The 22,889-nt window shown below is 72.9% G+C and carries 20 protein-coding genes and 7 tRNA genes; 10 read left to right on the top strand and 17 right to left on the bottom strand.

Features of this window, described 5'->3' with window-relative positions; genetic code table 11:
* The 4 genes from ACIHCX_RS21115 to ACIHCX_RS21130 all read right to left on the bottom strand — a co-directional run bounded on the left by ACIHCX_RS21115 (window position 1) and on the right by ACIHCX_RS21130 (window position 4,551).
* Window positions 1-546: an HIT family protein gene (locus ACIHCX_RS21115; protein ID WP_400031606.1), complete on the bottom strand. Its 546-nt coding sequence runs from the start codon at window positions 544-546 to the stop codon at window positions 1-3.
* A gap of 90 nt (window positions 547-636) precedes the next feature.
* On the bottom strand, window positions 637-2,613 hold the full coding sequence (gene thrS / locus ACIHCX_RS21120; RefSeq protein ID WP_400031608.1) for a threonine--tRNA ligase: 1,977 nt from the start codon (window positions 2,611-2,613) through the stop codon (window positions 637-639).
* Window positions 2,614-2,743: 130 nt separating this feature from the next.
* Window positions 2,744-3,988: a hypothetical protein gene (locus tag ACIHCX_RS21125; protein ID WP_400031610.1), complete on the bottom strand. Its 1,245-nt coding sequence runs from the start codon at window positions 3,986-3,988 to the stop codon at window positions 2,744-2,746.
* Window positions 3,985-4,551, bottom strand: coding sequence for a DUF4365 domain-containing protein (locus ACIHCX_RS21130; protein WP_400032045.1), 567 nt, complete (start codon window positions 4,549-4,551; stop codon window positions 3,985-3,987). The genes ACIHCX_RS21125 and ACIHCX_RS21130 overlap by 4 nt, the downstream gene beginning before the upstream one ends.
* 185 nt (window positions 4,552-4,736) lie before the next feature.
* Between ACIHCX_RS21130 and ACIHCX_RS21135 the strand changes: the two genes are divergently transcribed.
* Window positions 4,737-5,465 carry a 3'-5' exonuclease gene (locus ACIHCX_RS21135; protein WP_400031612.1) on the top strand — a complete coding sequence of 243 codons (729 nt, stop codon included), beginning with the start codon at window positions 4,737-4,739 and terminating at the stop codon, window positions 5,463-5,465.
* 45 nt (window positions 5,466-5,510) lie between these two features.
* On the opposite strand, the gene ACIHCX_RS21140 is transcribed toward ACIHCX_RS21135, so the two are convergent.
* The 4 genes from ACIHCX_RS21140 to ACIHCX_RS21155 all read right to left on the bottom strand — a co-directional run bounded on the left by ACIHCX_RS21140 (window position 5,511) and on the right by ACIHCX_RS21155 (window position 7,017).
* A tRNA-Val gene (locus ACIHCX_RS21140) sits at window positions 5,511-5,582 on the bottom strand.
* A 39-nt stretch (window positions 5,583-5,621) separates the two neighbouring features.
* The gene (locus ACIHCX_RS21145) at window positions 5,622-6,068 is read right to left on the bottom strand and encodes an SRPBCC family protein (RefSeq protein ID WP_400031614.1); all 447 of its coding nucleotides are present in this window, start codon (window positions 6,066-6,068) and stop codon (window positions 5,622-5,624) included.
* Between the two features lie 331 nt (window positions 6,069-6,399).
* Window positions 6,400-6,471, bottom strand: a tRNA-Val gene (locus ACIHCX_RS21150).
* Between the two features lie 81 nt (window positions 6,472-6,552).
* A complete protein-coding gene (locus ACIHCX_RS21155) occupies window positions 6,553-7,017 on the bottom strand; it encodes a TIGR02611 family protein (protein WP_400031616.1) in 465 nt (154 codons plus the stop codon).
* 192 nt (window positions 7,018-7,209) lie between these two features.
* On the opposite strand from ACIHCX_RS21155, the gene ACIHCX_RS21160 reads away from it, so the two are divergent.
* Window positions 7,210-7,623 (top strand): SsgA family sporulation/cell division regulator, encoded by a 414-nt coding sequence (locus ACIHCX_RS21160; protein ID WP_004002642.1) that lies wholly within the window; start codon window positions 7,210-7,212, stop codon window positions 7,621-7,623.
* Between the two features lie 235 nt (window positions 7,624-7,858).
* Entirely contained in the window at window positions 7,859-8,419 is a 561-nt protein-coding gene (locus ACIHCX_RS21165; protein WP_400031618.1) for a CGNR zinc finger domain-containing protein, read from the top strand.
* Window positions 8,420-8,545: 126 nt separating this feature from the next.
* On the opposite strand, the gene ACIHCX_RS21170 is transcribed toward ACIHCX_RS21165, so the two are convergent.
* Together ACIHCX_RS21170 and ACIHCX_RS21175 are read right to left on the bottom strand one after the other, a co-directional pair.
* Entirely contained in the window at window positions 8,546-8,698 is a 153-nt protein-coding gene (locus ACIHCX_RS21170; protein ID WP_172633024.1) for a hypothetical protein, read from the bottom strand.
* 151 nt (window positions 8,699-8,849) lie between these two features.
* Window positions 8,850-9,296 carry a hypothetical protein gene (locus tag ACIHCX_RS21175; RefSeq protein WP_400031620.1) on the bottom strand — a complete coding sequence of 149 codons (447 nt, stop codon included), beginning with the start codon at window positions 9,294-9,296 and terminating at the stop codon, window positions 8,850-8,852.
* A gap of 190 nt (window positions 9,297-9,486) precedes the next feature.
* On the opposite strand from ACIHCX_RS21175, the gene ACIHCX_RS21180 reads away from it, so the two are divergent.
* Window positions 9,487-10,017: a DsbA family protein gene (locus tag ACIHCX_RS21180; protein ID WP_400031622.1), complete on the top strand. Its 531-nt coding sequence runs from the start codon at window positions 9,487-9,489 to the stop codon at window positions 10,015-10,017.
* Window positions 10,018-10,066: 49 nt separating this feature from the next.
* On the opposite strand, the gene ACIHCX_RS21185 is transcribed toward ACIHCX_RS21180, so the two are convergent.
* From ACIHCX_RS21185 to ACIHCX_RS21195, 3 genes are all read right to left on the bottom strand, one after another.
* Window positions 10,067-10,891: a GNAT family N-acetyltransferase gene (locus tag ACIHCX_RS21185; RefSeq protein WP_400031624.1), complete on the bottom strand. Its 825-nt coding sequence runs from the start codon at window positions 10,889-10,891 to the stop codon at window positions 10,067-10,069.
* A gap of 100 nt (window positions 10,892-10,991) precedes the next feature.
* Window positions 10,992-11,813, bottom strand: coding sequence for an aminotransferase class IV (locus ACIHCX_RS21190; RefSeq protein ID WP_400031626.1), 822 nt, complete (start codon window positions 11,811-11,813; stop codon window positions 10,992-10,994).
* An 11-nt stretch (window positions 11,814-11,824) separates the two neighbouring features.
* Window positions 11,825-12,943, bottom strand: coding sequence for a chorismate-binding protein (locus ACIHCX_RS21195; protein ID WP_400031628.1), 1,119 nt, complete (start codon window positions 12,941-12,943; stop codon window positions 11,825-11,827).
* A gap of 178 nt (window positions 12,944-13,121) precedes the next feature.
* Between ACIHCX_RS21195 and ACIHCX_RS21200 the strand changes: the two genes are divergently transcribed.
* The 5 genes from ACIHCX_RS21200 to ACIHCX_RS21220 all read left to right on the top strand — a co-directional run bounded on the left by ACIHCX_RS21200 (window position 13,122) and on the right by ACIHCX_RS21220 (window position 13,584).
* Window positions 13,122-13,194 (top strand) — tRNA-Gly (locus tag ACIHCX_RS21200).
* 38 nt (window positions 13,195-13,232) lie between these two features.
* Window positions 13,233-13,306 (top strand) — tRNA-Cys (locus ACIHCX_RS21205).
* Window position 13,307: 1 nt separating this feature from the next.
* Window positions 13,308-13,379: transfer RNA gene (locus ACIHCX_RS21210), tRNA-Val, on the top strand.
* Window positions 13,380-13,404: 25 nt separating this feature from the next.
* Window positions 13,405-13,476, top strand: a tRNA-Val gene (locus tag ACIHCX_RS21215).
* A 36-nt stretch (window positions 13,477-13,512) separates the two neighbouring features.
* Window positions 13,513-13,584, top strand: a tRNA-Val gene (locus ACIHCX_RS21220).
* 200 nt (window positions 13,585-13,784) lie between these two features.
* Here ACIHCX_RS21220 and ACIHCX_RS21225 read toward each other — a convergent pair.
* Window positions 13,785-13,979, bottom strand: a complete 195-nt coding sequence (locus tag ACIHCX_RS21225; RefSeq protein ID WP_400031630.1) for a hypothetical protein — start codon at window positions 13,977-13,979, stop codon at window positions 13,785-13,787.
* A gap of 569 nt (window positions 13,980-14,548) precedes the next feature.
* Here ACIHCX_RS21225 and ACIHCX_RS21230 point away from each other — a divergent pair.
* The gene (locus ACIHCX_RS21230; RefSeq protein ID WP_400031632.1) at window positions 14,549-15,934 is read left to right on the top strand and encodes a protein kinase; all 1,386 of its coding nucleotides are present in this window, start codon (window positions 14,549-14,551) and stop codon (window positions 15,932-15,934) included.
* A gap of 323 nt (window positions 15,935-16,257) precedes the next feature.
* Here ACIHCX_RS21230 and ACIHCX_RS21235 read toward each other — a convergent pair whose 3' ends face one another.
* The 3 genes from ACIHCX_RS21235 to cobT all read right to left on the bottom strand — a co-directional run bounded on the left by ACIHCX_RS21235 (window position 16,258) and on the right by cobT (window position 22,707).
* On the bottom strand, window positions 16,258-17,076 hold the full coding sequence (locus ACIHCX_RS21235) for a TrmH family RNA methyltransferase (RefSeq protein ID WP_400031634.1): 819 nt from the start codon (window positions 17,074-17,076) through the stop codon (window positions 16,258-16,260).
* Between the two features lie 53 nt (window positions 17,077-17,129).
* The gene (cobA, locus tag ACIHCX_RS21240) at window positions 17,130-18,362 is read right to left on the bottom strand and encodes a uroporphyrinogen-III C-methyltransferase (RefSeq protein WP_400031636.1); all 1,233 of its coding nucleotides are present in this window, start codon (window positions 18,360-18,362) and stop codon (window positions 17,130-17,132) included.
* A gap of 208 nt (window positions 18,363-18,570) precedes the next feature.
* Complete coding sequence (cobT, locus tag ACIHCX_RS21245; protein ID WP_400031638.1) at window positions 18,571-22,707, bottom strand: nicotinate-nucleotide--dimethylbenzimidazole phosphoribosyltransferase; 4,137 nt, start codon at window positions 22,705-22,707, stop codon at window positions 18,571-18,573.
* Window positions 22,708-22,889 lie beyond the last annotated feature (182 nt).

Here is a 22,889-nt window from a genome sequence, read left to right on the forward strand (position 1 = left end):
CTACGCCTGCCAGGCCTCCGCGAGCATCTTGCGGGTGTCGGCGAGCAGCTGCGGCAGGACCTTCGTGTGGCCGATCACGGGCATGAAGTTGGTGTCGCCGCCCCAGCGGGGCACGATGTGCTGGTGCAGATGGGCGGCGATACCCGCGCCGGCGACCGTGCCCTGGTTCATGCCCAGATTGAAACCATGAGCCCCGGAGGCGCTGCGCAACGCCGTCATGGCCTGCTTGGTGAGCTCCGCGAGTTCCGCGGTCTCCGCCTCCGTCAGATCGGTGTAGTCGGCGACATGGCGGTAGGGCACGACCATGAGGTGGCCGCCGTTGTACGGGTAGAGGTTGAGCACCGCGTACACCAGCTCGCCGCGCCGGACGATCAGACCGTCCTCGTCGGACTTGGCCGGGATCGAGCAGAAGGGGCAGCCGTCGCCGGCACCGGGGCCGCTGGGCTTGTTCTCGCCCTGGATGTACGCCATCCGGTGGGGCGTCCACAGGCGCTGGAACGCGTCCTGCGTCCCCACTCCGATCTGCTGCTCCGGCTCACTCGTCATGCGTGCAGCATATGGCGTGCGGCCTGCGGGCAGGCAAAGGCCCCCGGGGATACCCCGGGGGCCTGAAGGCCTACGTCGGTGCAGGCCGCATCACACCTGTACGCGGCGCTCCACCACGTCGACGAGCTTCGCCAGCGCCTCGTCACGCGGAATGCCGTTCTCCTGCGAACCGTCGCGGTAGCGGAACGACACCGTGCCCGCGTTCATGTCGTCGTCGCCGACGATGATCATGAACGGCACCTTCTGCTTCTGGGCCGTGCGGATCTTCTTCTGCATGCGGTCCGAGGAGGAGTCCACCTCGACCCGCAGGCCCTTCTTCTTCGCGTCCGCGGCGAACTCCTGGAGGTACTCCACGTGCGCGTCGCCCACCGGGATGCCGACCGCCTGCACCGGCGCCAGCCACGCCGGGAACGCGCCCGCGTAGTGCTCGAGGAGGACCGCGAAGAACCGCTCGATGCTGCCGAACAGCGCGCGGTGGATCATGACCGGGCGCTGCTTGGAGCCGTCCGCGGCCGTGTACTCCAGGTCGAAGCGCTCCGGCAGGTTGAAGTCGAGCTGGACCGTCGACATCTGCCAGGTGCGGCCGATCGCGTCCTTGACCTGGACGGAGATCTTCGGGCCGTAGAACGCCGCGCCGCCCGGGTCGGGGACCAGCTGGAGGCCCTGCTTCTCGCCGACCTGGCGCAGGGTCTCGGTGGCCTCCTCCCAGACCTCGTCGGAGCCGACGTACTTCTCCGGGTCCTTGGTGGACAGCTCCAGGTAGAAGTCGGTCAGGCCGTAGTCGCGCAGCAGGTTCAGCACGAAGGTGAGCGTCTTGTCGAGCTCGTCCGCCATCTGCTCGCGGGTGCAGTAGATGTGCGCGTCGTCCTGGGTGAAGCCGCGGGCACGGGTCAGGCCGTGCACGACGCCCGACTTCTCGTAGCGGTAGACCGTGCCGAACTCGAAGAGCCGCAGGGGCAGTTCCCGGTACGACCGCCCGCGCGCGTCGAAGATCAGGTTGTGCATCGGGCAGTTCATGGGCTTGAGGTAGTAGTCCACGCCCTCGTCGAGCTGCATGGGCGGGTACATGCCCTCGGCGTACCAGTCCAGGTGGCCCGAGGTCTCGAAGAGCTTCCCCTTGGTCGCGTGCGGGGTGTAGACGAACTCGTAGCCCTCCTCCTCGTGGCGGCGGCGCGAGTAGTCCTCCATCACGCGGCGGATGATGCCGCCCTTGGGGTGGAAGACGGCGAGGCCGGAGCCGATCTGCTCGGGGATGGAGAACAGGTCCAGCTCGTTGCCCAGCTTGCGGTGGTCGCGCTTCTCGGCCTCGGCGAGGAATTCGAGGTGCGCCTTCAGCTCGTCCTTGGACGGCCAGGCGGTGCCGTAGATGCGCTGGAGCTGCTTGTTCTTCTCGTTGCCGCGCCAGTACGCCGAGGCGTTGCGCATCAGCTTGAACGCCGGGATCTGCCGGGTGGAGGGCAGGTGGGGACCGCGGCAGAGGTCCTTCCAGCACAGCTCGCCGGTCTTGGCGTCGAGGTTGTCGTAGATCGTCAGCTCGCCGGCGCCGACCTCGACGTCCGCGCCGTCGTCGTGCGAGGCGGAGCCCTTGAGGCCGATCAGCTCCAGCTTGTACGGCTCCTCGGCCAGCTCCTCGCGGGCGGCCTCGTCGGTGACGACGCGGCGGGAGAACTTCTGGCCCCGCTTCTGGATCTCCTGCATCTTCTTCTCGATGGCCTTGAGATCCTCGGGCGTGAACGGCTTCTCGACGTCGAAGTCGTAGTAGAAGCCGTCCCTGACGGGCGGGCCGATGCCCAGCTTGGCCTCGGGGAAGATCTCCTGCACGGCCTGCGCCATGACGTGCGCGGTGGAGTGGCGCAGGATGTTGAGGCCGTCCTCGGAGGAGATCTCGACGCCCTCGACGGTCTCGCCGTCCTTGAGCTCGTGGGCGAGGTCCTTGAGTTCGCCGCCGACGCGCACGGCAACGATCGAGCGCTCGCCGGCGAAGAGGTCGGCGGCCGTGGTGCCCGTCGTCACCGTGCGCTCTTCCCGCTCGGAATCGCGTTGGATGATCACACGGACGTCTGACACCGGTCTCTCCTGACTGCTGGTGGGTGCGGCGCCATACCTGGAGCGCGCGCATGACTGGGATCGTACCGACCCCGGGCCGTGGACCGCGAAACGGTTACGCACGGTCCACGGTCGGTCGCAGTCGTTCCCGTCAGTCGCGGTCGCCGCCGCCGCACTCCTCCTCGAAGCAGTCCGTGTCCTTGTCGTCCTTGTCGTTCTCCTGCAACGACTTCATCAGCCGGTCCCGTTCCTCGTCGTCCACCTGCACGGGTACGACGCCGGAGGCGCCCGAGAGCCGGCGGAAGCCGCCGCGGCTCTCCAGCCGTCCGAGCACCGTCACGGGCAGTCCGACGAGGTGGGCGTGGACGGCGATGCGATAGTCCTCCTCGTCCAGGGTCGCGCGCACGTACGGCACTTCGGCGCCCGCCAGCACCCGCAGCCGTACGGTGCCCTCGCCGCGCGGCCGCGCCCTGCGCATCCGCACCACGGTGCCGGTGATCCGCGCGGGCACCGACGGTTCGGCGCGCAGATAGCGGGCGCCGGCCTCGCGCAGCACGGGCAGGTCGCCCGGCGAGAACTCGACGGCCTCGGCGGTGGCCGCGCAGTCCTCGGGGGTGCCCGCGGCGGGCGACCACTCGACGGCCACGCGCGCGCCCTCGGTGCCGCGGACGAGGGTGGCGACGGCCTCGGTGAGTTCACGGCTCGCGCCCGCGCGGACGGCTCCGTCGAAGGCGTCCATGGCGCCGGTGGCCCGCCGGTAGTCGACGGCCTCACGGACGGCGTACAGGGCCTGGTGGAGGCATACGGCCAGGGGCCGTCCGGGGTCGACGGGGACGAAGGCGGTCAGGCCGCGGCCGTCGGCGGCGGAGCCGACGAGGACGTGCTCCAGGCACGCGGTGGCCGAGCGCCGGTGGCGGGCGCCGTGGTAGCCGGCACGCGCGCGGGTGGCGAGCGCGGCGGCGAGCAGCATCTGCCGGGCGGCGCCGCGCAGCCGTTCCTCGACGGTCCAGCCCGCGGCGTCGGCCGGGCCCTCGGGCACGTCCCGCCACCAGCGGATCTCGTCGCTGGGCAGGGTGAGGGCGGTCAGTACCTCGCGCGCGGAGTGCGTGCCGCTGCGGGCGAGGGCGTCCAGGGCCTCGCCGAGCAGGTCGTCGCTGTCGGGGAAGGCACGGCTCTCGGGCACGAGCAGGCTGGTGCCGGCGCCGACGGGGCCGGGCGGGGTCCAGCGGCCGTAGCGGCCCGCGGCGCCGCCGCGGCGCTGCCAGCCGTGCCGGTGCAGCAGGGCCCCGAGGACGGCGGGGTCCACGTCGGAGGGCGCGGGGAGCGGGCCGCGGTGGGCGTCGACGGGGTGCGACCGCACCGGTCGCAGTGACTCGCCGAGGGGGCGGTGCGTCATGGTCTGCCTCCCGTCCCGACCCGCGTCATGATCTCGCACAGGGCCCGGTCGTCGAAGATGCGCGAGGTCGGGATCCGCACGGTGGTGCGGTGCCGGCCGGTGATGGGGTGGCCTGCGAGGTTGATCCAGTAGCAGCAGTGCCTGAGGTCGAGCCGGTCGTGGCCGGCCCGCAGCCACTGGTCCTGCGACCGGGGCACGATCATCACGACGAGGATCTTGTGCACCGTGACCGGGGTGCGGGCGAGTTTCGCCAGGTGGGCGTTGTCGAGCGTGAAGGAGAAGAACCGGCCCGGGGGGTTGGGCGGTACCTGGTAGGTGCACTTCAGCTGCACCTTGATGGTCACCTCGTCGTCGACGGTGTGTCCGGGGGCGCTGTGGCTGACGTGCCAGTCGATGCCGTTGTCGGGAAAGGGCTGGGACAGCGAGCAGCCGGCCGCCGCGGCGACCGCGTGCAGATAGCCGACCTGAAGTGTCTCCATGCAGGCGGTGGTGGCGAGTGTGCCCCGTGGGGCGCTCGCGCGCTCGGGCAGCAGCCCGCCCCGCTCGGGCTGTGCCATCACCATGGCGACCAACAGCCTTCCGTACTTGGTGAATCCCCGCTGCGGGCCCGTGAACTGCAAAGACCCGCACTCCTGTTGTCTCCTTCCGGCGTACGGCGCAAACAGCCCGGGTATCACCAAACGGGCGGAAGCCGACCGGCAGGAGACGGAGCGTCAGCCGCCCTGGCGGACCGAGGGGTTGTGGGCGTATGACGTACTGGTACGAGGGGCCTCTGGCCGCGTTCGACACGGAGACGACGGGCGTCGACGTCGAGACCGACCGCATCGTGTCGGCCGCCGTCGTCGTCCAGGACGCCCCGGGCTTCCGGCCGCGGGTTCACCGCTGGCTGGTGAATCCGGGCGTGCCGGTTCCCGAGGCGGCGACGGCGGTGCACGGGCTGACCGATGAGCATCTCCAGCGCAACGGCCGCTGGCCGGCGCCGGTGATGTACGAGCTGGCCGAGGAGCTGGCGGAGCAGTCCGCTCTGGGGCGCCCGCTGGTGGTGATGAACGCGCCGTTCGATCTGACGCTGCTGGACCGGGAGTTGCGCCGCCACCGGGCCTCGTCGCTGGAGCGCTGGTTCGAGGCGTCGCCGCTGCGGGTGCTGGATCCGCGCGTGCTGGACAAGCACCTCGACCGCTACCGCAAGGGCAGGCGCACCCTCACCGATCTGTGCGCGCACTACGACGTGGCCCTGCGGGACGCGCACGACGCGGCGGCGGACGCCCTGGCCGCGCTGGAGGTGGTCCGCGCGCTCGGCCGCCGCTTCGCGGCGCGCCTGGAACCGCTGACCCCGGCGGAACTGCACACGCTCCAGACGGGATGGCACGCGGCGCAGGCCCGCGGTCTTCAGGCGTGGTTCGCGCGCAGTGGAACGGAGGAGACGGTGGACCCGTCGTGGCCGCTGCGTCCGGACCTGCCGGCGGCGGCCGCCTGAGGACACGAAAAGGCCGGTCCGCCTGTGCGGACCGGCCTTACCCGGTGGGCGATACTGGGTTCGAACCAGTGACCTCTTCGGTGTGAACGAAGCGCTCTCCCACTGAGCTAATCGCCCGGGAACGCACTGAACCATACAGGCCCGCGGGGCGTTCGTTCAAACCGCTTCCAGCTGGGCGGCCAGGCCACGCCGCCCGGCCCGCATCATCAGCCGGTGGTTCGCGCGGAAGACGGGCCGGCCGACCACGGCGAACCGCCTGAGCAGCGGCTTGTTCACGTCGACGACCTGGTCGTAGCGGGCGAGGGTGCCGGCGCCGTGCGCGGTAAGCGTCCAGCGCGCCCAGCCATCGACGTCCCCGGTGAGCTCGGCCTCCAGGACTCCGGCGGCCGGATCGCGGCGCACCTCGCGCGCGGTGAAGGTCAGGTCGTAGGGCAGGAGGGAGCGGATCCGGACGACGCCGGTCGCCGGGTCGGTCCGGGTCACCTCGCGCACCTGCCGCCACCAGCACGGGTAGTCCTCGACCCGCTCCAGCGCCCGGTAGACGGCGTCGGGTGGCGCGGGCAGGGTCCACCAGGTGCGGAAGCGGTAGTGAGTCCAGTCCATGGGACGAGTCTGGCCCGGACGCGCACCGGTCCGGGACCCCTCCTTCCGTGCCCATGAAGAAAGGTGACGGCGTTTCGGAAATAGGACCGTGGATTTTCCGCCGAAGGCCGCGTCCTTACTTCTTCCGGAATGGGACACAGCCCTGGAAGTCGACCTTCTCCTTGATCCTCGAATACTCCATCGGGAAGAAGAACGGGATGGGCCGGTCGGCTTCTCCGCACGTTCGCCGGCGTTCCGGTCACAGGTAACAGATCGTCACCGCACCCTTGTCCACTCCGCACATACGCCAGCGGCCCGTCTGCGTGATCGCAGACGGGCCGCCGGTTCCGGGTGGGCGATACTGGGTTCGAACCAGTGACCTCTTCGGTGTGAACGAAGCGCTCTCCCACTGAGCTAATCGCCCGGGCACAGGAAGAACATTACCGCATGTCAGCGGGTGCCCGGGACCAGGGCCCGGCGGGCACCCGGCCCGCGCTCTGCGCGCTCAGCGACGGTGGACGGCCCAGGGCGGCACCAGGCCGAACCTCCAGACGTACACCCCGGCCAGCACGGCGACGATCACCAGGCCGGCCACGGTGAGCGCGATGTTGCGGCGGCGCACCTCGGGGTCGAGGGCCCGCTGGGCCGTCTCGGTGACCTTGCGCTTGGTCCAGCGCAGCACGAGCTGGGCCCAGACGAACTCGGTGGCCCAGATCGCCATGCCGCCGAAGATCACCACCCAGCCCGGTCCGGGCAGCGGGAGCATGATGATCCCGGCGATCACGACCAGGAGTCCGGCGAGGAAGATCCCCGCCTGCCAGCCCAGGTGCAGCACGCGGCGTGACCGCACGAACGCGGGAGCCCGCGAGCCCAGCCTCCGCCGGTCCCGCGCCCCGTCGCCGTCCGCCTCGGCCTTCGCTCGCTCCGGCACCTCAGCCGGGGGCTCCGGTCCGTCACTCCCCGTATTCATACAGGGCCACCGTACCGGATGAGAAACCGGTCACCACAATGGGCGTACCGTACGAACACAACCTCGGCCGGAAGAGTTACGTAAAGCCAAGCAAAACACTCAGAGGGGTTTACAACGCCACCGTAGGTGGCATGTCGATTTCGCCGACGTGCGAATCCCCGAGCGCACACTGAGCGAAAGGCCCTGGCGCTTATGAACACCACGGTCAGCTGCGAGCTGCACCTGCGCCTCGTTGTATCGAGCGAGTCCTCACTGCCTGTCCCCGCAGGCCTGCGGTACGACACGGCCGATCCTTACGCCGTGCACGCCACCTTCCACACCGGAGCCGAGGAGACCGTCGAGTGGGTGTTCGCCCGCGACCTCCTCGCCGAGGGGCTTCACCGACCCACGGGTACCGGAGACGTCCGTGTCTGGCCTTCGCGCAGCCACGGCCAGGGCGTCGTGTGCATCGCCCTGAGCTCTCCGGAGGGCGAAGCCCTGCTCGAGGCCCCGGCGCGGGCCCTGGAGTCCTTCCTGAAGCGAACGGACGCGGCCGTGCCCCCCGGCACGGAACACCGGCACTTCGATCTGGATCAGGAGCTGTCGCACATCCTCGCGGAGAGTTAGAGGGAGGCCCGTCGATCCCCTTCAAGCTGCCCGTTGCCGTCCACTCGGGGAGACGGCTCGGGCCAGGACAACCGCATACGCGCGTATACCGGCACCGGTCTCCCGCGGGGGCTGGTGCCGGTGTGCGTACGTGGCCGAAGCGGCGGCGCCGTGAGCTGCTCGGGGGCGCGTGGAGCCACTACCATCGGCCTGCATCGGCGGGCGTGTGCCCGATCCCCAGGCCAGGGAGCGAAACGTGCTGATCACCCACGACACCCGGTGCGCGCTGGACACCGTGGTGGATCTGGTGAACACCGCACCGGAGGACGACGCGGCACCGGACGGGCTGGCGGACATCGCGGCGCTCGAGGATTTCGTGCGCAACCACAAGATGAGCGACGTGGGTGTGCTGTCGGAGTTCGACCTCTCCGCGGTACGCAGGATCCGGGGCCGGTTCGCGGGGATCTTCGCGGCCCCGGACTGCCGGACGGCGGCGGGCATGATCAACGAGCTGGTGGCCGCCGCGGGCACCACACCGCGGCTGACGGACCACGACGGCTACGACTGGCACGTCCACTACTTCGCGCCCGGCGCCTCCGTGACCGACCACCTGGCCGCCGACTGCGGGATGGCGCTCGCGTTCTTCGTGGTGGCCGGGGAGCGGGAGCGGCTGCGGCGCTGCGAGGCTCCCGACTGCCGGCGCGCCTTCGTCGATCTGTCCCGCAACCGCTCGCGGCGGTACTGCGACAGTCGTACGTGCGGCAACCGTCTGCATGTGGCCGCCTACCGGGCGCGCCGCAAGGAGGCGGCCGGCTGAGCGGCCCGCCGAGCAAAGGGCCGGGGGACGGAGCCTGCCGGAGGGTGGTGTCCCCGCGTCGTCCCGGTGCCCTGTCGGTGGTTGTCGTGGTCCCCGGCGGGTGACGCCGAGGACCACGGGTACGGCTCACAGCAACAGCAGGTCGTGCAACGAAGCCATGAGCAGCAGACACCCGATCACCGCAAGGAAGATCATCAGCGGTGGCTGGGAAAGGGCGAAGAGACATCCGCGCGGCTCGTCCTGCTTCGGCGCGGACTCGCTCTGTGTCGTGTCCACCATCTCGGGGCGATGATGACGCAGCCGCCGTGCAGGACGCGATCAACACACCAGGAATGCGCGGGAGTCAGCCGGATTCCGTGATCTTCGGTCCACTTCGGCACGGACCTTGATCACTTACGGGCGCACCCGTGATCACCATCCGTGATCACCGTCATATGCCGTGCTTCTTCAGGATCGCCTCGATGTCGCTGAAGTCGTCCTCGCTCCGGGACGCGGCCGGCTTCGCGGCGGGTCGGCCGGAGGTGCGGGCGGCCGGTCCCAGGGACGGTGCCGACGCCGCCGGAGCCACCGCTGCGCTCTCCGCCGCCCGGGCCGTCTCCTTGCGCTCCTTGCGGGTGCCGCCGCGGCGGCGCTCCACCCCGCGGGTCGTCGCGAAGAGCAGCCAGGCCGCGCCGAGCAGGCCGAACCCCGCCCAGGCGGTCGGGCTGAAGGCGGTGTCGGCCAGCCAGCCGACGATGCCGGCCATCGCCAGACCGACCGGGACCAGGGAGTAGGCCGCGATACGGGCCGCGGCGAGGAAACGCCGCCGGTAGGCCGTGACGGCGGCGATGCCCAGGCCGGCCGCGGACACGGCGGAACATACGGTCTCGGCGATCATCCGGTCCTCCAGGCGGGCTCACCGGTCGGGTGGTTCATCCCTTCCATCCTGCACCGCCCACCGCCGCCAGGGCCATGTTCCGGCCGGACTTCAGGGAGATCTCCGGGTCGTCTCCTCCGCAGGTCCCGGTGGGGCGTACGACGTGTGATCCCGGTTGGGCCGCCCGCGACGGGCCTGGGAGACTGTCCGCATGAGCGACTCCTCCCCCGCGCACACCCCCGTCCCGGTCGTCGACGTCTGGTGCGAGCTCCAGTGCCCCGACTGCCGTACCGCGCTCGACGACCTGCGTGCGCTGCGCGCCCGGTACGGCGACCGGCTGGAGCTGCGGCTGCGGCACTTCCCGCTGGAGAAGCACCAGCACTCCTTCGCCGCCGCGCAGGCCGCGGAGGAGGCCGCCGAGCAGGGGCAGGGGTGGCCGTACGTGGAGGCGGTACTGGACCGGGTCGAGCGGCTGGGCCGCGAGGGTGAGCCCGTCCTGATCGAGGTGGCCCGTGAACTGGGCCTGGACGCCGAGGAGTTCGACACCGCGCTGATCGACGGCCGGCACATCCTGATCGTCGACGCCGACCACGCCGAGGGCAAGGCGATCGGCGTGACCGGCACGCCGACGTACGTGGTCGGGGGCGAGCGCCTGGACGGCGGCAAGAGCCAGGAGGGGCTGCGCGAGCGCGTCGAGGAGATCGTGGACCGACTGCTGGCCGAGGCCGGGCAGGGGGACTGACCCCGGCCCGCCCGTCTCCCGGGTTCTCATGGGGCGCCGAAGCGGTTCCTCAGAGCAGTTCCTTGTAGACGCCGCGCAGCACGGGCCGGTAGCCGAGGGACTCGTACAGCCGCTCGGCCGGGGTGTTGCCGGCGAAGACGTTGAGGCCCAGGACGCCTCTGCCCGCGCTCCGTGCCTGCGCCTCGGCCAGCAGCATCAGGGAGCGGCCGTGGCCCCGGCCGCGGAAGCGCTCGTCGGCCTCGACGTCGTAGACGTAGGCCCTGTCCTCGGTGATCGCCACCCACAGGGTGCCGACCGGGGTGCCCTCGTGCTCCAGGACGCTGAGCAGCATGCCCGGGGTGTCCAGGCCCTGGGGCAGCAGCCGGGCGTGGTCCTCCTCCGACTTGGCCCAGGCCTCGTCGGCGGGCACCCCGCGGTCGATCCAGCTCTGCGCGTAGGCGGCCTTGCCGTGTTCGAACCACGGCGCGTACTCGGCCTGCGTCATGGGCCTGCCCCGGGTGCCGGCGGGCAGTTCGGGCGCGCCGGCGCCCAGCTGCTTCTCCATGCCGCGGTTGCGTTCGACGTAACCGAGCGCCGTGACCAGCCGGACCGCGGCCTCGGCGGCGGCGGGCACGGTGGCCTCGATCCGCTGGCAGCCCCAGCCGCGCGCCACCTCCTCGACGGCGAGCGCGGCCACCGTGCCACGGCCCCGGCGGCGGTCCGGTTCGTCGATGTGCAGGTCGAGGAGCCTGGCGACGGAGGGCCCGAAGACGGGATGCGTGGCGAGGTGTATCCCGCCGACCGGGCGGCTGTTCACGCACACCTGGTAGCGGCGTGAACGGGTTCCGTCGGCGTTCTGCTGAAGCGGCTCGGTCGGCCGCAGGGTCGTGGTCATCAACGATGTTCTACCCGCTGCGACGCGGTGCGGCAGCCGATATATCCCGCCTCCGTGTTCGGATCGGCCCGCGAGCCCGGCCTGATCCGGGCGGGCGGCCTCAGGGGTCCAGGCGCTGGTGCGCGCGTTCGCCGAAGATCCGCATGGCCTTTGCGGTCACCGGGCCCGGGGCGTCCGGCAGTTCGCGGTCGTCGACGCGGTGGACGGCCTGGACGTCGCGCAGGGTGGAGGTGAGGAAGACCTCCTCCGCCCGGCTCAGGACGTCCAGCGGCAGCCGGGTCTCCTTCGCGCCCGTCCACTCGAGCACGAGGGCGCGCGTGATCCCGGCGAGGCAGCCGGAGGCGAGTGGCGGGGTGTGGATCTCCCCGTCGAGCACCACGAAGACGTTGGAGCCGGTGCCCTCGCAGAGCTGCCCCACGGTGTTGCCGAACAGGGCCTCGGTGGCGCCGTGTTGGCGGGCGCGGGCGAGGGCGACGACGTTCTCCGCGTACGAGGTGGTCTTCAGGCCGGTGAGCGCGCCGCGTTCGTTGCGGGTCCAGGGCACCGTGACGACGGCGGTGGAGTCGGGCCGGCGGGTGGTCCCGCCGAGGGCGACCAGCAGCGTCGGGCCCTGGTCCCCGCGGTCGGAGCCGAGGGGGCCGTGGCCTCCGGTGTAGGTGATGCGCAGCCGGCCCAGCGGCGTCGGGTTGGCCTCGAGCACGGCGGCACAGGCGCGGCGCACCTCGTCGTGGTCGGGGTCGGGCAGGCCGAGGCCGCGGGCGGACCGGGTGAGCCGGTCCAGGTGGCGGGTGAGCGCGAACGGCTTGCCGTCGACCGCCTTGACCGTCTCGAAGATGCCGTCACCCACGGTCAGCCCGTGGTCGAACGCGGAGACACGGGCGGACTCGATGTCCCGCAGCGCTCCGTCGAGCCAAAGCTTCACTGGTCCCTACCTCACAAGTCCCTGCTGGGTGCGTCGTGTCGGCCGGGGGTCCCGGCGTCGTCCCCCGGGCAGGCACGGCACCCTTGCAGTCCCTCTCCACTTTCCTCGTACGTTCCTGACGCTACCGCGAGCAGCCGGGCCGCCTTCAGCTCGGTCTCCCGCCACTCCCCCTCGGGGTCGGAGTCCCAGGTGATGCCGGCTCCTGCGCCGAAGCGCAGGACGGGCGTGTCGGCGGCGCGGTCGATCCAGAAGGTGCGTATGCCGACGGCCAGCTCGCCCACTCCGCGGTCGGCGTCGACCCAGCCGACGCCGCCGCAGTAGGGGCCGCGGGGCGCGGTCTCCAGGGCGTCGATGATCCGCACGGCGCTCGACTTGGGGGCGCCGGTGATCGAACCGGCCGGGAAGGCGGCGTCGAGCAGCTCCGGCCAGCCCGCTCCGGCGCGCAGCTCGCCGCGGACCGTGGAGACGAGGTGGACCAGTCCGGGGTGCTTCTCGACGGCGCACAGGTCGGGGACGGTGACGGTGCCGGTGCCGCACACGCGGCCGATGTCGTTGCGGACCAGGTCCACGATCATCACGTTCTCGGCGTAGTCCTTCGCCAGGAGTTCCGCCTCGGTGCGGGCGGTGCCCTTGATCGGGCCGGACTCGACCGTCCGGCCGTCGCGGCGCAGGAACAGCTCGGGGGACGCGGTGGCGATCTCCACCCCGTGTCCGGGCAGGCGAATCGTTCCCGCGTACGGCGCCGGGTTGCCGCGGGCCAGGACGGCGGTCAGGGCGTCCACGTCGGCGTCGGGGGCGACCGGCGCGCCGAGGACGCGGCAGAGGTTCACCTGGTAGACCTCGCCGGTCGCGATGTGCTCGCGGATGCGGCGCACGCCCGCCGTGTACGCGGCGTGGTCGAGGGACGAGGTCCAGTCACCGGTCGCCGGACCGCGCCACCGGCCATGGACGGGGGCGGGTACGGGTTCCTGGCGCACGTCACGGAAGCGGGCGCAGGTCAGCCGGCCCTCGTAGTCCGCGGCGACGGCCCAGAAACCGCTGGAGTCCAGGGCCGCGGGATCGCTGGTGACGTCGGTCAGGCCGGTGGCGACGCGGTCGCCGAAACGGGCAAGAGGTGGCAGGTCGAGCACGCCGCCGAGTCTATGGCGGGCACCGTCCCGAACCCTCCGGGCGTGTCGTTCCGGGCACCCGACCGGGTCGCCGAGCGGACGCAGCGCAGCACGCTGCGCAAACGCGTTTTTGTACTGGCCCGGGAATCCGCTAGAGTTCAACACGTCGCCGGGCCGCGCAAGCGGAACGAAACGACAGGCGGACGTAGCTCAGTTGGTAGAGCGCAACCTTGCCAAGGTTGAGGTCGCGAGTTCGAGCCTCGTCGTCCGCTCGCAGGAAGAGGGGATCTCCCGGATCCCCTGTACTCCTGGTGGAGTGGCCGAGAGGCGAGGCAACGGCCTGCAAAGCCGTCTACACGGGTTCAAATCCCGTCTCCACCTCCAAGGACGATTAGCTCAGCGGGAGAGCGCTTCCCTGACACGGAAGAGGTCACTGGTTCAATCCCAGTATCGTCCACTGGATCTGCCGAAGATCCTTACCCGCGCGATTAGCTCAGCGGGAGAGCGCTTCCCTGACACGGAAGAGGTCACTGGTTCAATCCCAGTATCGCGCACCGGGTTGTGGTTTCTGTCCGTGATCACGATCTCGAGGACGATTAGCTCAGCGGGAGAGCGCTTCCCTGACACGGAAGAGGTCACTGGTTCAATCCCAGTATCGTCCACACACCCGGAATCCCCCGGCCGTCGCGTACGGCCGGGGGATTCGTCGTCCCGGACGCATACACGTGGGCGGCACAGGACAATGCCGGCGCAGCTCCCCAGCTGCGCCGGCATCCTGCCGTCCGCCGCACCCCCGTCCCCACGGGGTTTCATGGATGCGATGTCCCCGCCCGGACCGCTCTTCCGGGCCTGGGGTCGCCGTTCAGCGCCCCAGCATCACACCCACGGACGACGCCTGTGTGGCCACTGTGTTCCAGCCGTCGAAGACCAGCAGGAGCAGGGCCGCCAGGGGAAGGGCCATCAGTGTCGCCACCAGGGGGTGGCGGCGGCCCGTACGGCGGGGGCGTGCGAGGCGCGCCTGGGTGCGGAGCATTGTCCGCGGTGCCGTCAGGGCCATGGTCCCTCTCCTGACCGTCTCGGTTGTGGTTGGCAGCGGCGAGTGCTTGACCTCGGGGGACGAGTGCCGCACCCGCCGCTTGACCTCAAATCTAGGTGCGCGGCGCATCCGGAGCGTCATGCCCTCGTACCGATTGGAGGGCCTCCCGGAGGATGAGCCGTCCGCTGGGGACTACTCCCCTGGGTGGAGACATGACTCCGGGCCTCGGGGTCTTCCCGGAGGGGACGCCGCGGCACCGCCGTCCCCACCGGCCCGCCGGATGAGCCGCACCCGCTTTGCGTGACTTCGCTCACCCCGGCCGCGCCTCGGAGCGGGTCCTGCTCCCCCCGCCGGCGGGCCCCGTCGGCCCCCGGTCCCCGCCGCCGCCCACCACCGGTCCAACCCCCTTCACCCGCAGGACGGTTGGGATCTTGAAACGCCTCAAGCCGGGCTCGTCCAAGGCAGGTTGACCGCCTGTCAAATCCGGTGTCCCACGCGGACAATCGATCGGGTCGAGAGGGCGCGGCCTCTGAGCGCGAGCGGTCCCGGATACGTAAGCTGTGGCTCGTCACAGGGACCGGGCAGCGGGGATGAACATGGCGATGATGCGCCTGAGGCGCGAGGACCCGCGCGTCGTCGGCTCGTTCAGGCTTCACCGACGGCTCGGCGCGGGCGGGATGGGCGTGGTCTACCTGGGCTCCGACCGGAAGGGTCAGCGTGTGGCGCTGAAGGTCATCCGGCCGGATCTGGCGGAGGACCAGGAGTTCCGCTCGCGGTTCGCGCGCGAGGTCTCGGCGGCGCGGCGGATCCGGGGCGGGTGCACGGCGCGGCTGGTGGCCGCGGACCTGGAGGCGGACCGGCCGTGGTTCGCCACGCAGTACGTGCCCGGGCCCTCCCTGCACGACAAGGTGGCCGATGAGGGCGCCCTGTCCTCGGCGGAGGCGGCGGGGATCGGGGCCGCGTTGTCCGAGGGGCTGGTCGCCGTGCACGAGGCCGGTGTGGTGCACCGGGACCTCAAGCCCTCCAACATCCTGCTGTCCCCCAAGGGACCGCGGATCATCGACTTCGGCATCGCGTGGGCGACCGGCGCCTCCACGCTCACCCACGTCGGCACCGCGGTCGGCTCTCCGGGCTTCCTCGCCCCGGAGCAGGTGCGCGGCGCGGCGGTCACCCCGGCCACCGACGTGTTCTCGCTGGGGGCCACCCTGGCCTACGCGTCGACGGGCGACTCACCGTTCGGACACGGCAGTTCCGAGGTGATGCTGTACCGCGTGGTGCACGAGGAGCCGCATCTGCACGGCGTACCGGACGCGCTCGCCCCGCTGGTCCGTGCATGTCTGGCGAAGGACCCCGAGGAACGGCCCAGCACGCTCCAGTTGTCGCTGCGGCTGAAGGAGATCGCCGCGCGCGAGGCGCAGGACCTGGGCGAGGCGCGGACGCCCGCGCCGCGTGCCGCGGAGGCGGACCGGTCGACCGGTCCCCTGGTCGACAGCCACCCGGGACGGCAGCGCGCCGGTCACACCGAGCAGGCGCGGGGCCGGCGGCGCCCACCGGGCTCCTCCCCGGGCACTCCCGCACCGCGGGGCTCCGTCCCTCCGTCGCGGGGCGGCACGTCGTCCCGCGCGGGCGGCGCGTCCCGGGGCGGCGCTCCCTCCCGTACGGGCGGTCCGCGCCCGACGCCGGCGTCGCGGGGCGGTTCGCGCTCGGGCAGCGGCAGCCGTCCGGTCCGGCGCGACGGCGCCGGGCGGACAGGGCCGCGCGGCACGTCGGGCGGCCTGCGGCCCGCCAATCCGAGGCTGCTGCGGCAGCGTCTGATCGTGTTCGTGGTGGTGACGCTGCTGGTCGCGCTGGGCATCGCGGCGGCGCAGGGCTGCCAGGGGCCCGCGCGGGGGCTGGGCGGCGAGGGCCAGAGCGGCCCGGAGCAGCGGCACGCGGCCGCCCTGGCCGCGGAGCCACCCCCGCCGGGGCGGCAGTAGGTCCGGCGGGGCCGCCGGCGACGATCTCGGCCCTCGGACGCATCCCACGGCTCGCCGTACGGCGGGCCCCACGGGCTCATCCGGACGGGGTCCACGGCCCGCCTGGCAGGGCGTACGGCTGAGGGCGGCCCGACGCCACCGCGTCAACGCAACCCAGCCACGGCCGCCGTGGAGGCCGACAGGACCGGCCAGCGGCCGGGACCGACCTGCGACGCCGACCAAGCGGCCCCACAGCTCGCCGAGCCCCACGGCCCGGCGGACACGGCCTACGGCCGAGGGCGGCCCGGTACCAGCGTCGAGGCCCACGGCCCGGCGGGCACGGCCTACGGTTGAGGGCGGTCCGCGGTCACCGCGTAGAAGGCGACCGCGGCCGCGGCGCCCACGTTCAGTGAGTCGACTCCGTGCGACATGGGGATGCGGACCCACTCGTCGGCGGCCTTCAGGGCCCGGGGGGACAGGCCGGAGCCCTCGGCGCCGAGCATCAGGGCGACCCGGTCCATGCGGTGCGGCGCGGCCTCGTCCAGGGTCTTGGCCCGGTCGTCGGGGGTGAGAGCGAGCAGCGTGAAACCGGCCTCGTGGACCGACGCCAGGCCGCCGGGCCAGGTGTCGAGGCGGGCGTACGGCACGGAGAAGACCGCGCCCATGGAGACCTTCACGCTGCGGCGGTAGAGCGGGTCGGCGCAGTCCGGGGAGAGCAGGACCGCGTCCATGCCGAGGGCGGCGGCGGAGCGGAAGATCGCGCCGATGTTGGTGTGGTCGTTGACGGACTCCATGACCGCGACCCGGCGGGCCGTCCGCAGCACCTCGGTCGCGTCGGGCAGCGGCTTGCGCTGCATGGAGGCGAGGGCGCCGCGGTGGACGTGGTAGCCGGTGACCCGTTCGGCGAGTTCCGGGCTCACCACGTGGACGGGTGCGGCGAGTTCGTCGATGACGTCGCGCAGGGCGTCGACCCACTTCGCGGACAGCAGCATCGAGCGCATCTCGTACCCGGCGTTCCTGGCCCGGCGGATGACCTTCTCGCCCTCGGCGATGAACAGGCCCTCGGCGGGTTCGCGCCGGCGGCGCAGCTCCACGTCGGTCAGGTCCGTGTAGTCACGCAGACGCGGGTCGTCGGGGTCCTCGACGGTGATGAGTTCGGCCACGGGTGGTACTGCCTTGTCCTGGTGATCGTGCGGGCGGCTCGGGTCGGCGGGGGTCACTGCTCGGTGCGCGGGCCCACCGCGACGACCTCGCCGATGACGATGACGGCCGGGGGCCTGACGTCCTGCGCGCGCACGGTCTCGGCGACCGTCGCGAGGGTCGCGTCCACCCGGCGCTGGGCGGCCGTCGTGCCCTCCTGGACCAGGGCGACCGGGGTGTCGGGGGACTTTCCGTGGGCCACGAGCGTCTCGGCGATCCTGCCGATCTTGTCGACGCCCATCAGGACGACGAGCGTGCCGGTGAGCCGGGCCAGGGACGGCCAGTCGACGAGGGAGCGCTCGTCGTCGGGCGCCACGTGCCCGCTGACCACGGTGAACTCGTGGGCGACCCCGCGGTGGGTGACCGGGATGCCGGCCGCGCCCGGGACCGAGATCGAGCTGGAGATGCCGGGGACGACCGTGCAGGGGACCCCGGCCTCGGCGAGCGCCCGGACCTCCTCCATTCCCCGGCCGAAGACGTACGGGTCGCCGCCCTTGAGCCGGACCACCGACTTGCCCTGCCTGGCGTGCTCGACGAGGGCCTGGTTGATCGCCTCCTGGGCCATGAAGCGGCCGTACGGGATCTTCGCCGCGTCGATCACCTCGACGTGCGGCGGGAGCTCGGCGAGCAGGTCGCGCGGGCCGAGCCGGTCGGCTATGACGACGTCGGCCTCGGCGAGCAGCCGGCGGCCGCGGACCGTGATCAGGTCGGGGTCGCCGGGGCCGCCGCCGACCAGGGCGACGCCGGGGGTGCGGGTGCGGTGGTGCGGGGCGACCAGCGTGCCGTCGCGCAGGCCTTCCACGACCGCGTCGCGGATGGCCGCGGTGTGCCGGGGGTCGCGGCCGCGCGCGCTGGTGGTGAGCACGGCGACCGTGACGCCCTCGCTGTGGCCGGTGGCCGGGGTCCAGGCGGTCGCGGCGTCGGCGTCGTCGGAGCGGACGCACCACACGCGCAGGCGCTCCGCCTCGGCCGAGGCGCGCGTGTTGGCGTCGTGATCGCTGGTGGCGATCAGGGCGTACCAGGCGTCGGCGAGGTCGCCGTCCTCGTAGGGCCTCTGCTCCCAGGTGATCTCGCCCGCGTCCGCCATCGCCTCCACGGAGGGGGTCGCCGCGGGCGACACGAGGACGATGTCCGCGCCCGCCGCGACGAGTGCCGGGAGGCGGCGCTGGGCGACCTGCCCGCCACCGAGGACGACCACACGGCGGCCGGTCAGGCGGAGGCCTACGGGGTAGGCGGGGTGTTCGGCCATGGGGCGAGCTCCTCTTGCGGCGGCGGTGCGATAGCCCTGACGTGCGGATTTTACGCGGTCGGGGCGTGCGGCGGCCTGGACGTCCGGTGGCTGGGCGGCCTGGACGGGTGCGGGTCGTGGGCACCGGTGCGGCACGTGGTGGACGGACCGTGGGTCGCATCCGTCCACCACTGCGGCCGACGGCCGGGGAATCGTGGATTCCGGGCGGTTACTTCTCCGTGACCCCCGCCGAGTCGAACGTGGCCACCTCGTGCATCGCCCGGGCCGTGCTCTGCACCAGCGGCAGGGCGAGGAGCGCGCCCGTGCCCTCGCCGAGGCGCAGGTCGAGGTCGACCAGGGGGCGCAGGCCGAGCTTGTTGAGGGCGGCCACATGGCCCGGTTCCGCGCTGCGGTGGCCGGCGATGCAGGCCGCCAGCACCTCGGGGGCGATGGCGCGGGCGACCAGGGCGGCGGCGCCGGCGCTGACGCCGTCCAGGATCACCGGCGTGCGCAGGGAGGCTCCGCCCAGCAGCAGGCCGACCATCGCCGCGTGCTCGAACCCGCCGATCGCGGCGAGCACGCCGATGGGGTCGGCCGGGTCCGGCTGGTGCAGTTCCAGGGCGCGGCGGACCACGTCGGTCTTGCGGGCCAGGGTCTCGTCGTTGATGCCCGTGCCCCGGCCGGTGACCTCGGCGGGGTCGACGCCGGTGAAGACGGAGATGAGGGCGGCGGACGCCGTGGTGTTGGCGATGCCCATCTCACCGGTGAGCAGTGCCTTGTTCCCGGCCGCCACCAGGTCGCGGGCGGTCTCGATGCCGACCTCGATGGCCTGCTTGGCCTCCTCGCGGGTCATCGCCGGACCGGTGGTCATGTCGGAGGTGCCCGCGCGGACCTTGCGGGGCAGCAGACCCGGCGTGGCCGGGAGGTCGGCTGCGACGCCCACGTCGACGACGCAGACCTCGGCGCCCACCTGCGCGGCGAAGGCGTTGCACACCGCTCCTCCGCCGAGGAAGTTGGCCACCATCTGGGCGGTGACCTCCTGCGGCCAGGGGGTGACGCCCTGGGCGTGTACCCCGTGGTCGCCGGCGAAGACCGCGACGGCCGCGGGCTCGGGGATCGGCGGCGGGCACTGGCGGGACAGGCCGCACAGCTGCGCGGAGATGATCTCCAGCATGCCGAGCGCGCCGGCCGGCTTGGTCATCCGCTTCTGCCGCTCCCAGGCCTCGCCGAGCGCCTTGGCGTCCAGCGGGCGGATCTGCGCGACGGTCTCGCCCAGCAGGTCGTGCGGGTCCTCGCCGGGCAGGGCACGCCGGCCGTACGTCTCCTCGTGCACGACCCAGGACAGCGGGCGGCGCTTGGACCAGCCGGCCTGCATCAGCTCGGGCTCGTCCGGGAACTCGTCGACGTAGCCCACGCACAGGTAGGCGACAATCTCCAGGTGCTCGGGCAGGCCGAGGACGCGCACCATCTCGCGCTCGTCGAAGAAGCTCACCCAGCCGACGCCGAGGCCTTCCGCGCGGGCGGCGAGCCAGAGGTTCTCGACCGCGAGCGCGGAGGAGTACGGCGCCATCTGCGGCTGGGTGTGGCGGCCCAGGGTGTGCCGGCCGCCGCGGGTGGGGTCGGCGGTGACGACGATGTTCACCGGGGTGTCGAGGATGGCCTCGATCTTCAGTTCCTTGAACTGCTTCGCCCGGCCCTTGGGCAGCGACTTGGCGTACGCGTCGCGCTGACGCATGGCCAGTTCGTGCATCGCCTGCCGGGTCTCGGCGGAGCGGATGACGACGAAGTCCCAGGGCTGCGAGTGGCCCACGGAGGGTGCCGTGTGAGCGGCCTCCAGGACGCGCAGCAGCACCTCGTGCGGGATGGGGTCGGCGCGGAAGCCGTTGCGGATGTCGCGGCGCTCGCGCATCACCTTGAGCACGGCCTCGCGCTCCGCCTCGTCGTAGCCGGGCGCGGCGGGGCCGACGGGCCGCGGTGCCTGCGCCTGCGCGGGGGTGGTCTCCTCCCGGGTCTCTTCCGGGTCGGCGCCGTGGGTGTCCAGGTCGTCCGCGTGCTGGACGGCATCGGGCGCGGGCTCCTCGGCCGACGCGGCGGGCGCGTCGCCGTCGCGGGGTGCGGGAACCGTGACGGGGTCCTCCGGAGCGAGTTGGTCCGCCGGGACGACGATGGGGTGCGGCGGGGTGGGGGCCAGGTGCGGGGTGGTGGGCACCGAGCCCTCGACCGGCACGAATTCTCCGAGGGTCTGGCCGGGCTGCGGCTGGAGGGGGACGCCGGGGCGGAGGGGCACGCCGTGGGTGTGCTCGTCCGGCGCCGGGTCCGCGGGCGGCGTCGCCGCGTCCGGCCGGGCGGGCTGGGGGCCGGCCGTTCCGGTGGCCCCGGGGGCGGCGTCGGCGGGCTCATCCTGGACGGCGGGGTCCGCGAGGTGAGCGGCGGCCGGTTCGGTGGCGGTGCCGGCCGCGTCCTGCGGGGCGGGCTCCGCGGCGATGGGCGCCTCCGGGACCGGCTGTTCCGTGACCGGGGCGGGCGTCGCGGTGGCCTCGGTGGGAGCCGCCGGTACGGGCGCGGCTTCGGAAGCGTCGGCGGTCTGCGGCTGAGGCCGCGTCGCCTCGGCCGGTTGACCTGCCGTCAGGGGAGTCGCGGCGGTGTCGCCGGTCCGAGCCGTGTGGACGGCCCCCGAAACCTGCGTGACGTCGGCCTGGGCGGCCTGCTCAGCGGCCCCTTCCGGGGTCTGGCCCGCCTCGGGGGTGTGCGCGGCGGCGGGCACGGGCCCGGCCTGCACGCCCTCCGGGCCGGTGCCGGTCGCGTGCGCCGTCTCGGCGGCGGCCACGGCGTCGGCGGGAACGCCTGCCCGCGCGGCCTCCGCGGGCTCACCGGCCTGCGCGGCCTCGGCGGCACCTTCGGGGACGTCGCCGGACTCGGGCACCTGCATGCCGTCAGTCACCTGCGCGCTGTCCGGACCGTGCGCACCGCCCGGAGCGTGCGCGGGCTCCGCGGCTCCGCCGGGCGCGGCCACGGACATCGGCGCGGGAGCACCGGGAACGGCCCCGGCACCCACCGACAGCGGACCGGCCTCGGGCACCTGCCCGCCCTGCCCGCCATCCGGCACGGCGGCACCGGAAGCAACACCGGCACCCTCCAACTGCGGCCCCGCCTCCGGCGTCAGGCCACCGGCCGGGAACAAACCCGCACCCGGGACAACCCCGGCGACGGCACCCTCCGACTGGGGCCCGTCCTCGGACACCTGCCCGCCTTCCGGCACCTGACCGGCGCCCGGGACACCCTCTGTGACGGCACCCTCGAGCTGACGCCCGGGCTCAACCCCGGCCACCGGCACGGCGGCACCGGGAACCACCCCGGCACCCACCGACAGCGGACCGCCCTCGGGCACCTGGCCGCCCTCAGACACCTGACCAGCACCCGGGACACCCTCTGCGACGGCACCCTCGGACTGGGACCCGGGCTCAACCCCGGCCACCGGCACGGCCATACCGGGAACCACCCCGACACCCACCGACAGCGAACCGCCCTCGGGCATCTGCCCACCCTGCCCGCCGTCCGGCAGGGCAGCACCGAGAGCAACACCGGTGGCATCCGACCGCGGACCGCCCTCGGTGACACCACCGGGCTCAACCCCGGCCATCGGAACGGCGGTACCGGCACCCTCCGGTGTCCGGCCGCCGGTCACCGTCGGGTCGGCCAAGGGACCCTGACCTGCCGTCGGCAGGTGGCTCGCGTCCGGGCCCTGCGGGGCGACGGCGGCCTGGGCCGCGCCGACCGGCTGCGGGGCCGGGTCCGGGACAACCGTTTCCGCGGTCCCCGCCCCGGCGCCCGTCTCGGGGGTCGCCACGGTGGGCCGGGCGCCCCAGGGCGCGGCGCCCTGCGGGGCCATCTCGCGCAGTTGCGGGACGTCGAGGTACTCGGGGCCGGTCGTGGGCGGTCCGGGCCGGCGGACCGGCGCGTCCGCGGGGCCGCGGTCGGCCAGGGAACGGACCGGGCTCGCGGAGGCGTCGGGGATCGGCGGACCGAGGTGCAGCGGCCGGCGCGGGGGCACCGCCGCGGGGATCCCGGCCGGCGGCGTGGCCGCCTGGTCGCGGTGCCGCACACCGCCGAGGTCGACGGAGCCGGTGTCGCGGCCGGCCGTCTCGTGCGGGCCCGGCTGGTGGACGGCCTCGAGGACCGGCTCCGGGGCGGGCGGGGCCACCTCGTTGCCCCACGCTCCGTGGTAGCCCGGCAGCAGCAGGTCTTCGTCCTGGGCGGGAGACTCGGAGAGGTAGGCGTACGCACCGTGCGCGGAGACGCCCGGCTGCTCCACCATGCCTGCGCTCTCCGGCAGTCCCTCGCCCGGGACCTGGCCGGTGTCGGTCATGCGTACCCCTCGCCCATCGGTTTAGTGCTCCTACGACCTGCTCACCCGGAACGGCGCACCGACCGCCCCCAGTGGAGAACGAGCGTCCGCGCCGTGCGGCACGAACAACCCGCCCGGAAAAGGCGACAAAGCCATTGAGTGGCATTCTCGCGGTCGTCCGGCCACCGCGACAGCGTGATCCG

The sequence above is a fragment of the Streptomyces sp. NPDC052043 genome (assembly GCF_044548235.1).
GTDB lineage: Bacteria > Actinomycetota > Actinomycetes > Streptomycetales > Streptomycetaceae > Streptomyces.

Coding starts and splice junctions, on each gene's coding strand:
- ACIHCX_RS21115 (WP_400031606.1), bottom strand. CDS start 546: ATGACGAGTGAGCCGGAGCAGCAGATCGGAGTGGGGACGCAGGACGCG.
- ACIHCX_RS21125 (WP_400031610.1), bottom strand. CDS start 3,988: ATGACGCACCGCCCCCTCGGCGAGTCACTGCGACCGGTGCGGTCGCAC.
- ACIHCX_RS21130 (WP_400032045.1), bottom strand. CDS start 4,551: ATGGTGATGGCACAGCCCGAGCGGGGCGGGCTGCTGCCCGAGCGCGCG.
- ACIHCX_RS21135 (WP_400031612.1), top strand. CDS start 4,737: ATGACGTACTGGTACGAGGGGCCTCTGGCCGCGTTCGACACGGAGACG.
- ACIHCX_RS21145 (WP_400031614.1), bottom strand. CDS start 6,068: ATGGACTGGACTCACTACCGCTTCCGCACCTGGTGGACCCTGCCCGCG.
- ACIHCX_RS21155 (WP_400031616.1), bottom strand. CDS start 7,017: ATGAATACGGGGAGTGACGGACCGGAGCCCCCGGCTGAGGTGCCGGAG.
- ACIHCX_RS21160 (WP_004002642.1), top strand. CDS start 7,210: ATGAACACCACGGTCAGCTGCGAGCTGCACCTGCGCCTCGTTGTATCG.
- ACIHCX_RS21170 (WP_172633024.1), bottom strand. CDS start 8,698: ATGGTGGACACGACACAGAGCGAGTCCGCGCCGAAGCAGGACGAGCCG.
- ACIHCX_RS21175 (WP_400031620.1), bottom strand. CDS start 9,296: ATGATCGCCGAGACCGTATGTTCCGCCGTGTCCGCGGCCGGCCTGGGC.
- ACIHCX_RS21180 (WP_400031622.1), top strand. CDS start 9,487: ATGAGCGACTCCTCCCCCGCGCACACCCCCGTCCCGGTCGTCGACGTC.
- ACIHCX_RS21185 (WP_400031624.1), bottom strand. CDS start 10,891: ATGACCACGACCCTGCGGCCGACCGAGCCGCTTCAGCAGAACGCCGAC.
- ACIHCX_RS21225 (WP_400031630.1), bottom strand. CDS start 13,979: ATGGCCCTGACGGCACCGCGGACAATGCTCCGCACCCAGGCGCGCCTC.
- ACIHCX_RS21230 (WP_400031632.1), top strand. CDS start 14,549: ATGAACATGGCGATGATGCGCCTGAGGCGCGAGGACCCGCGCGTCGTC.
- cobA (WP_400031636.1), bottom strand. CDS start 18,362: ATGGCCGAACACCCCGCCTACCCCGTAGGCCTCCGCCTGACCGGCCGC.
- cobT (WP_400031638.1), bottom strand. CDS start 22,707: ATGACCGACACCGGCCAGGTCCCGGGCGAGGGACTGCCGGAGAGCGCA.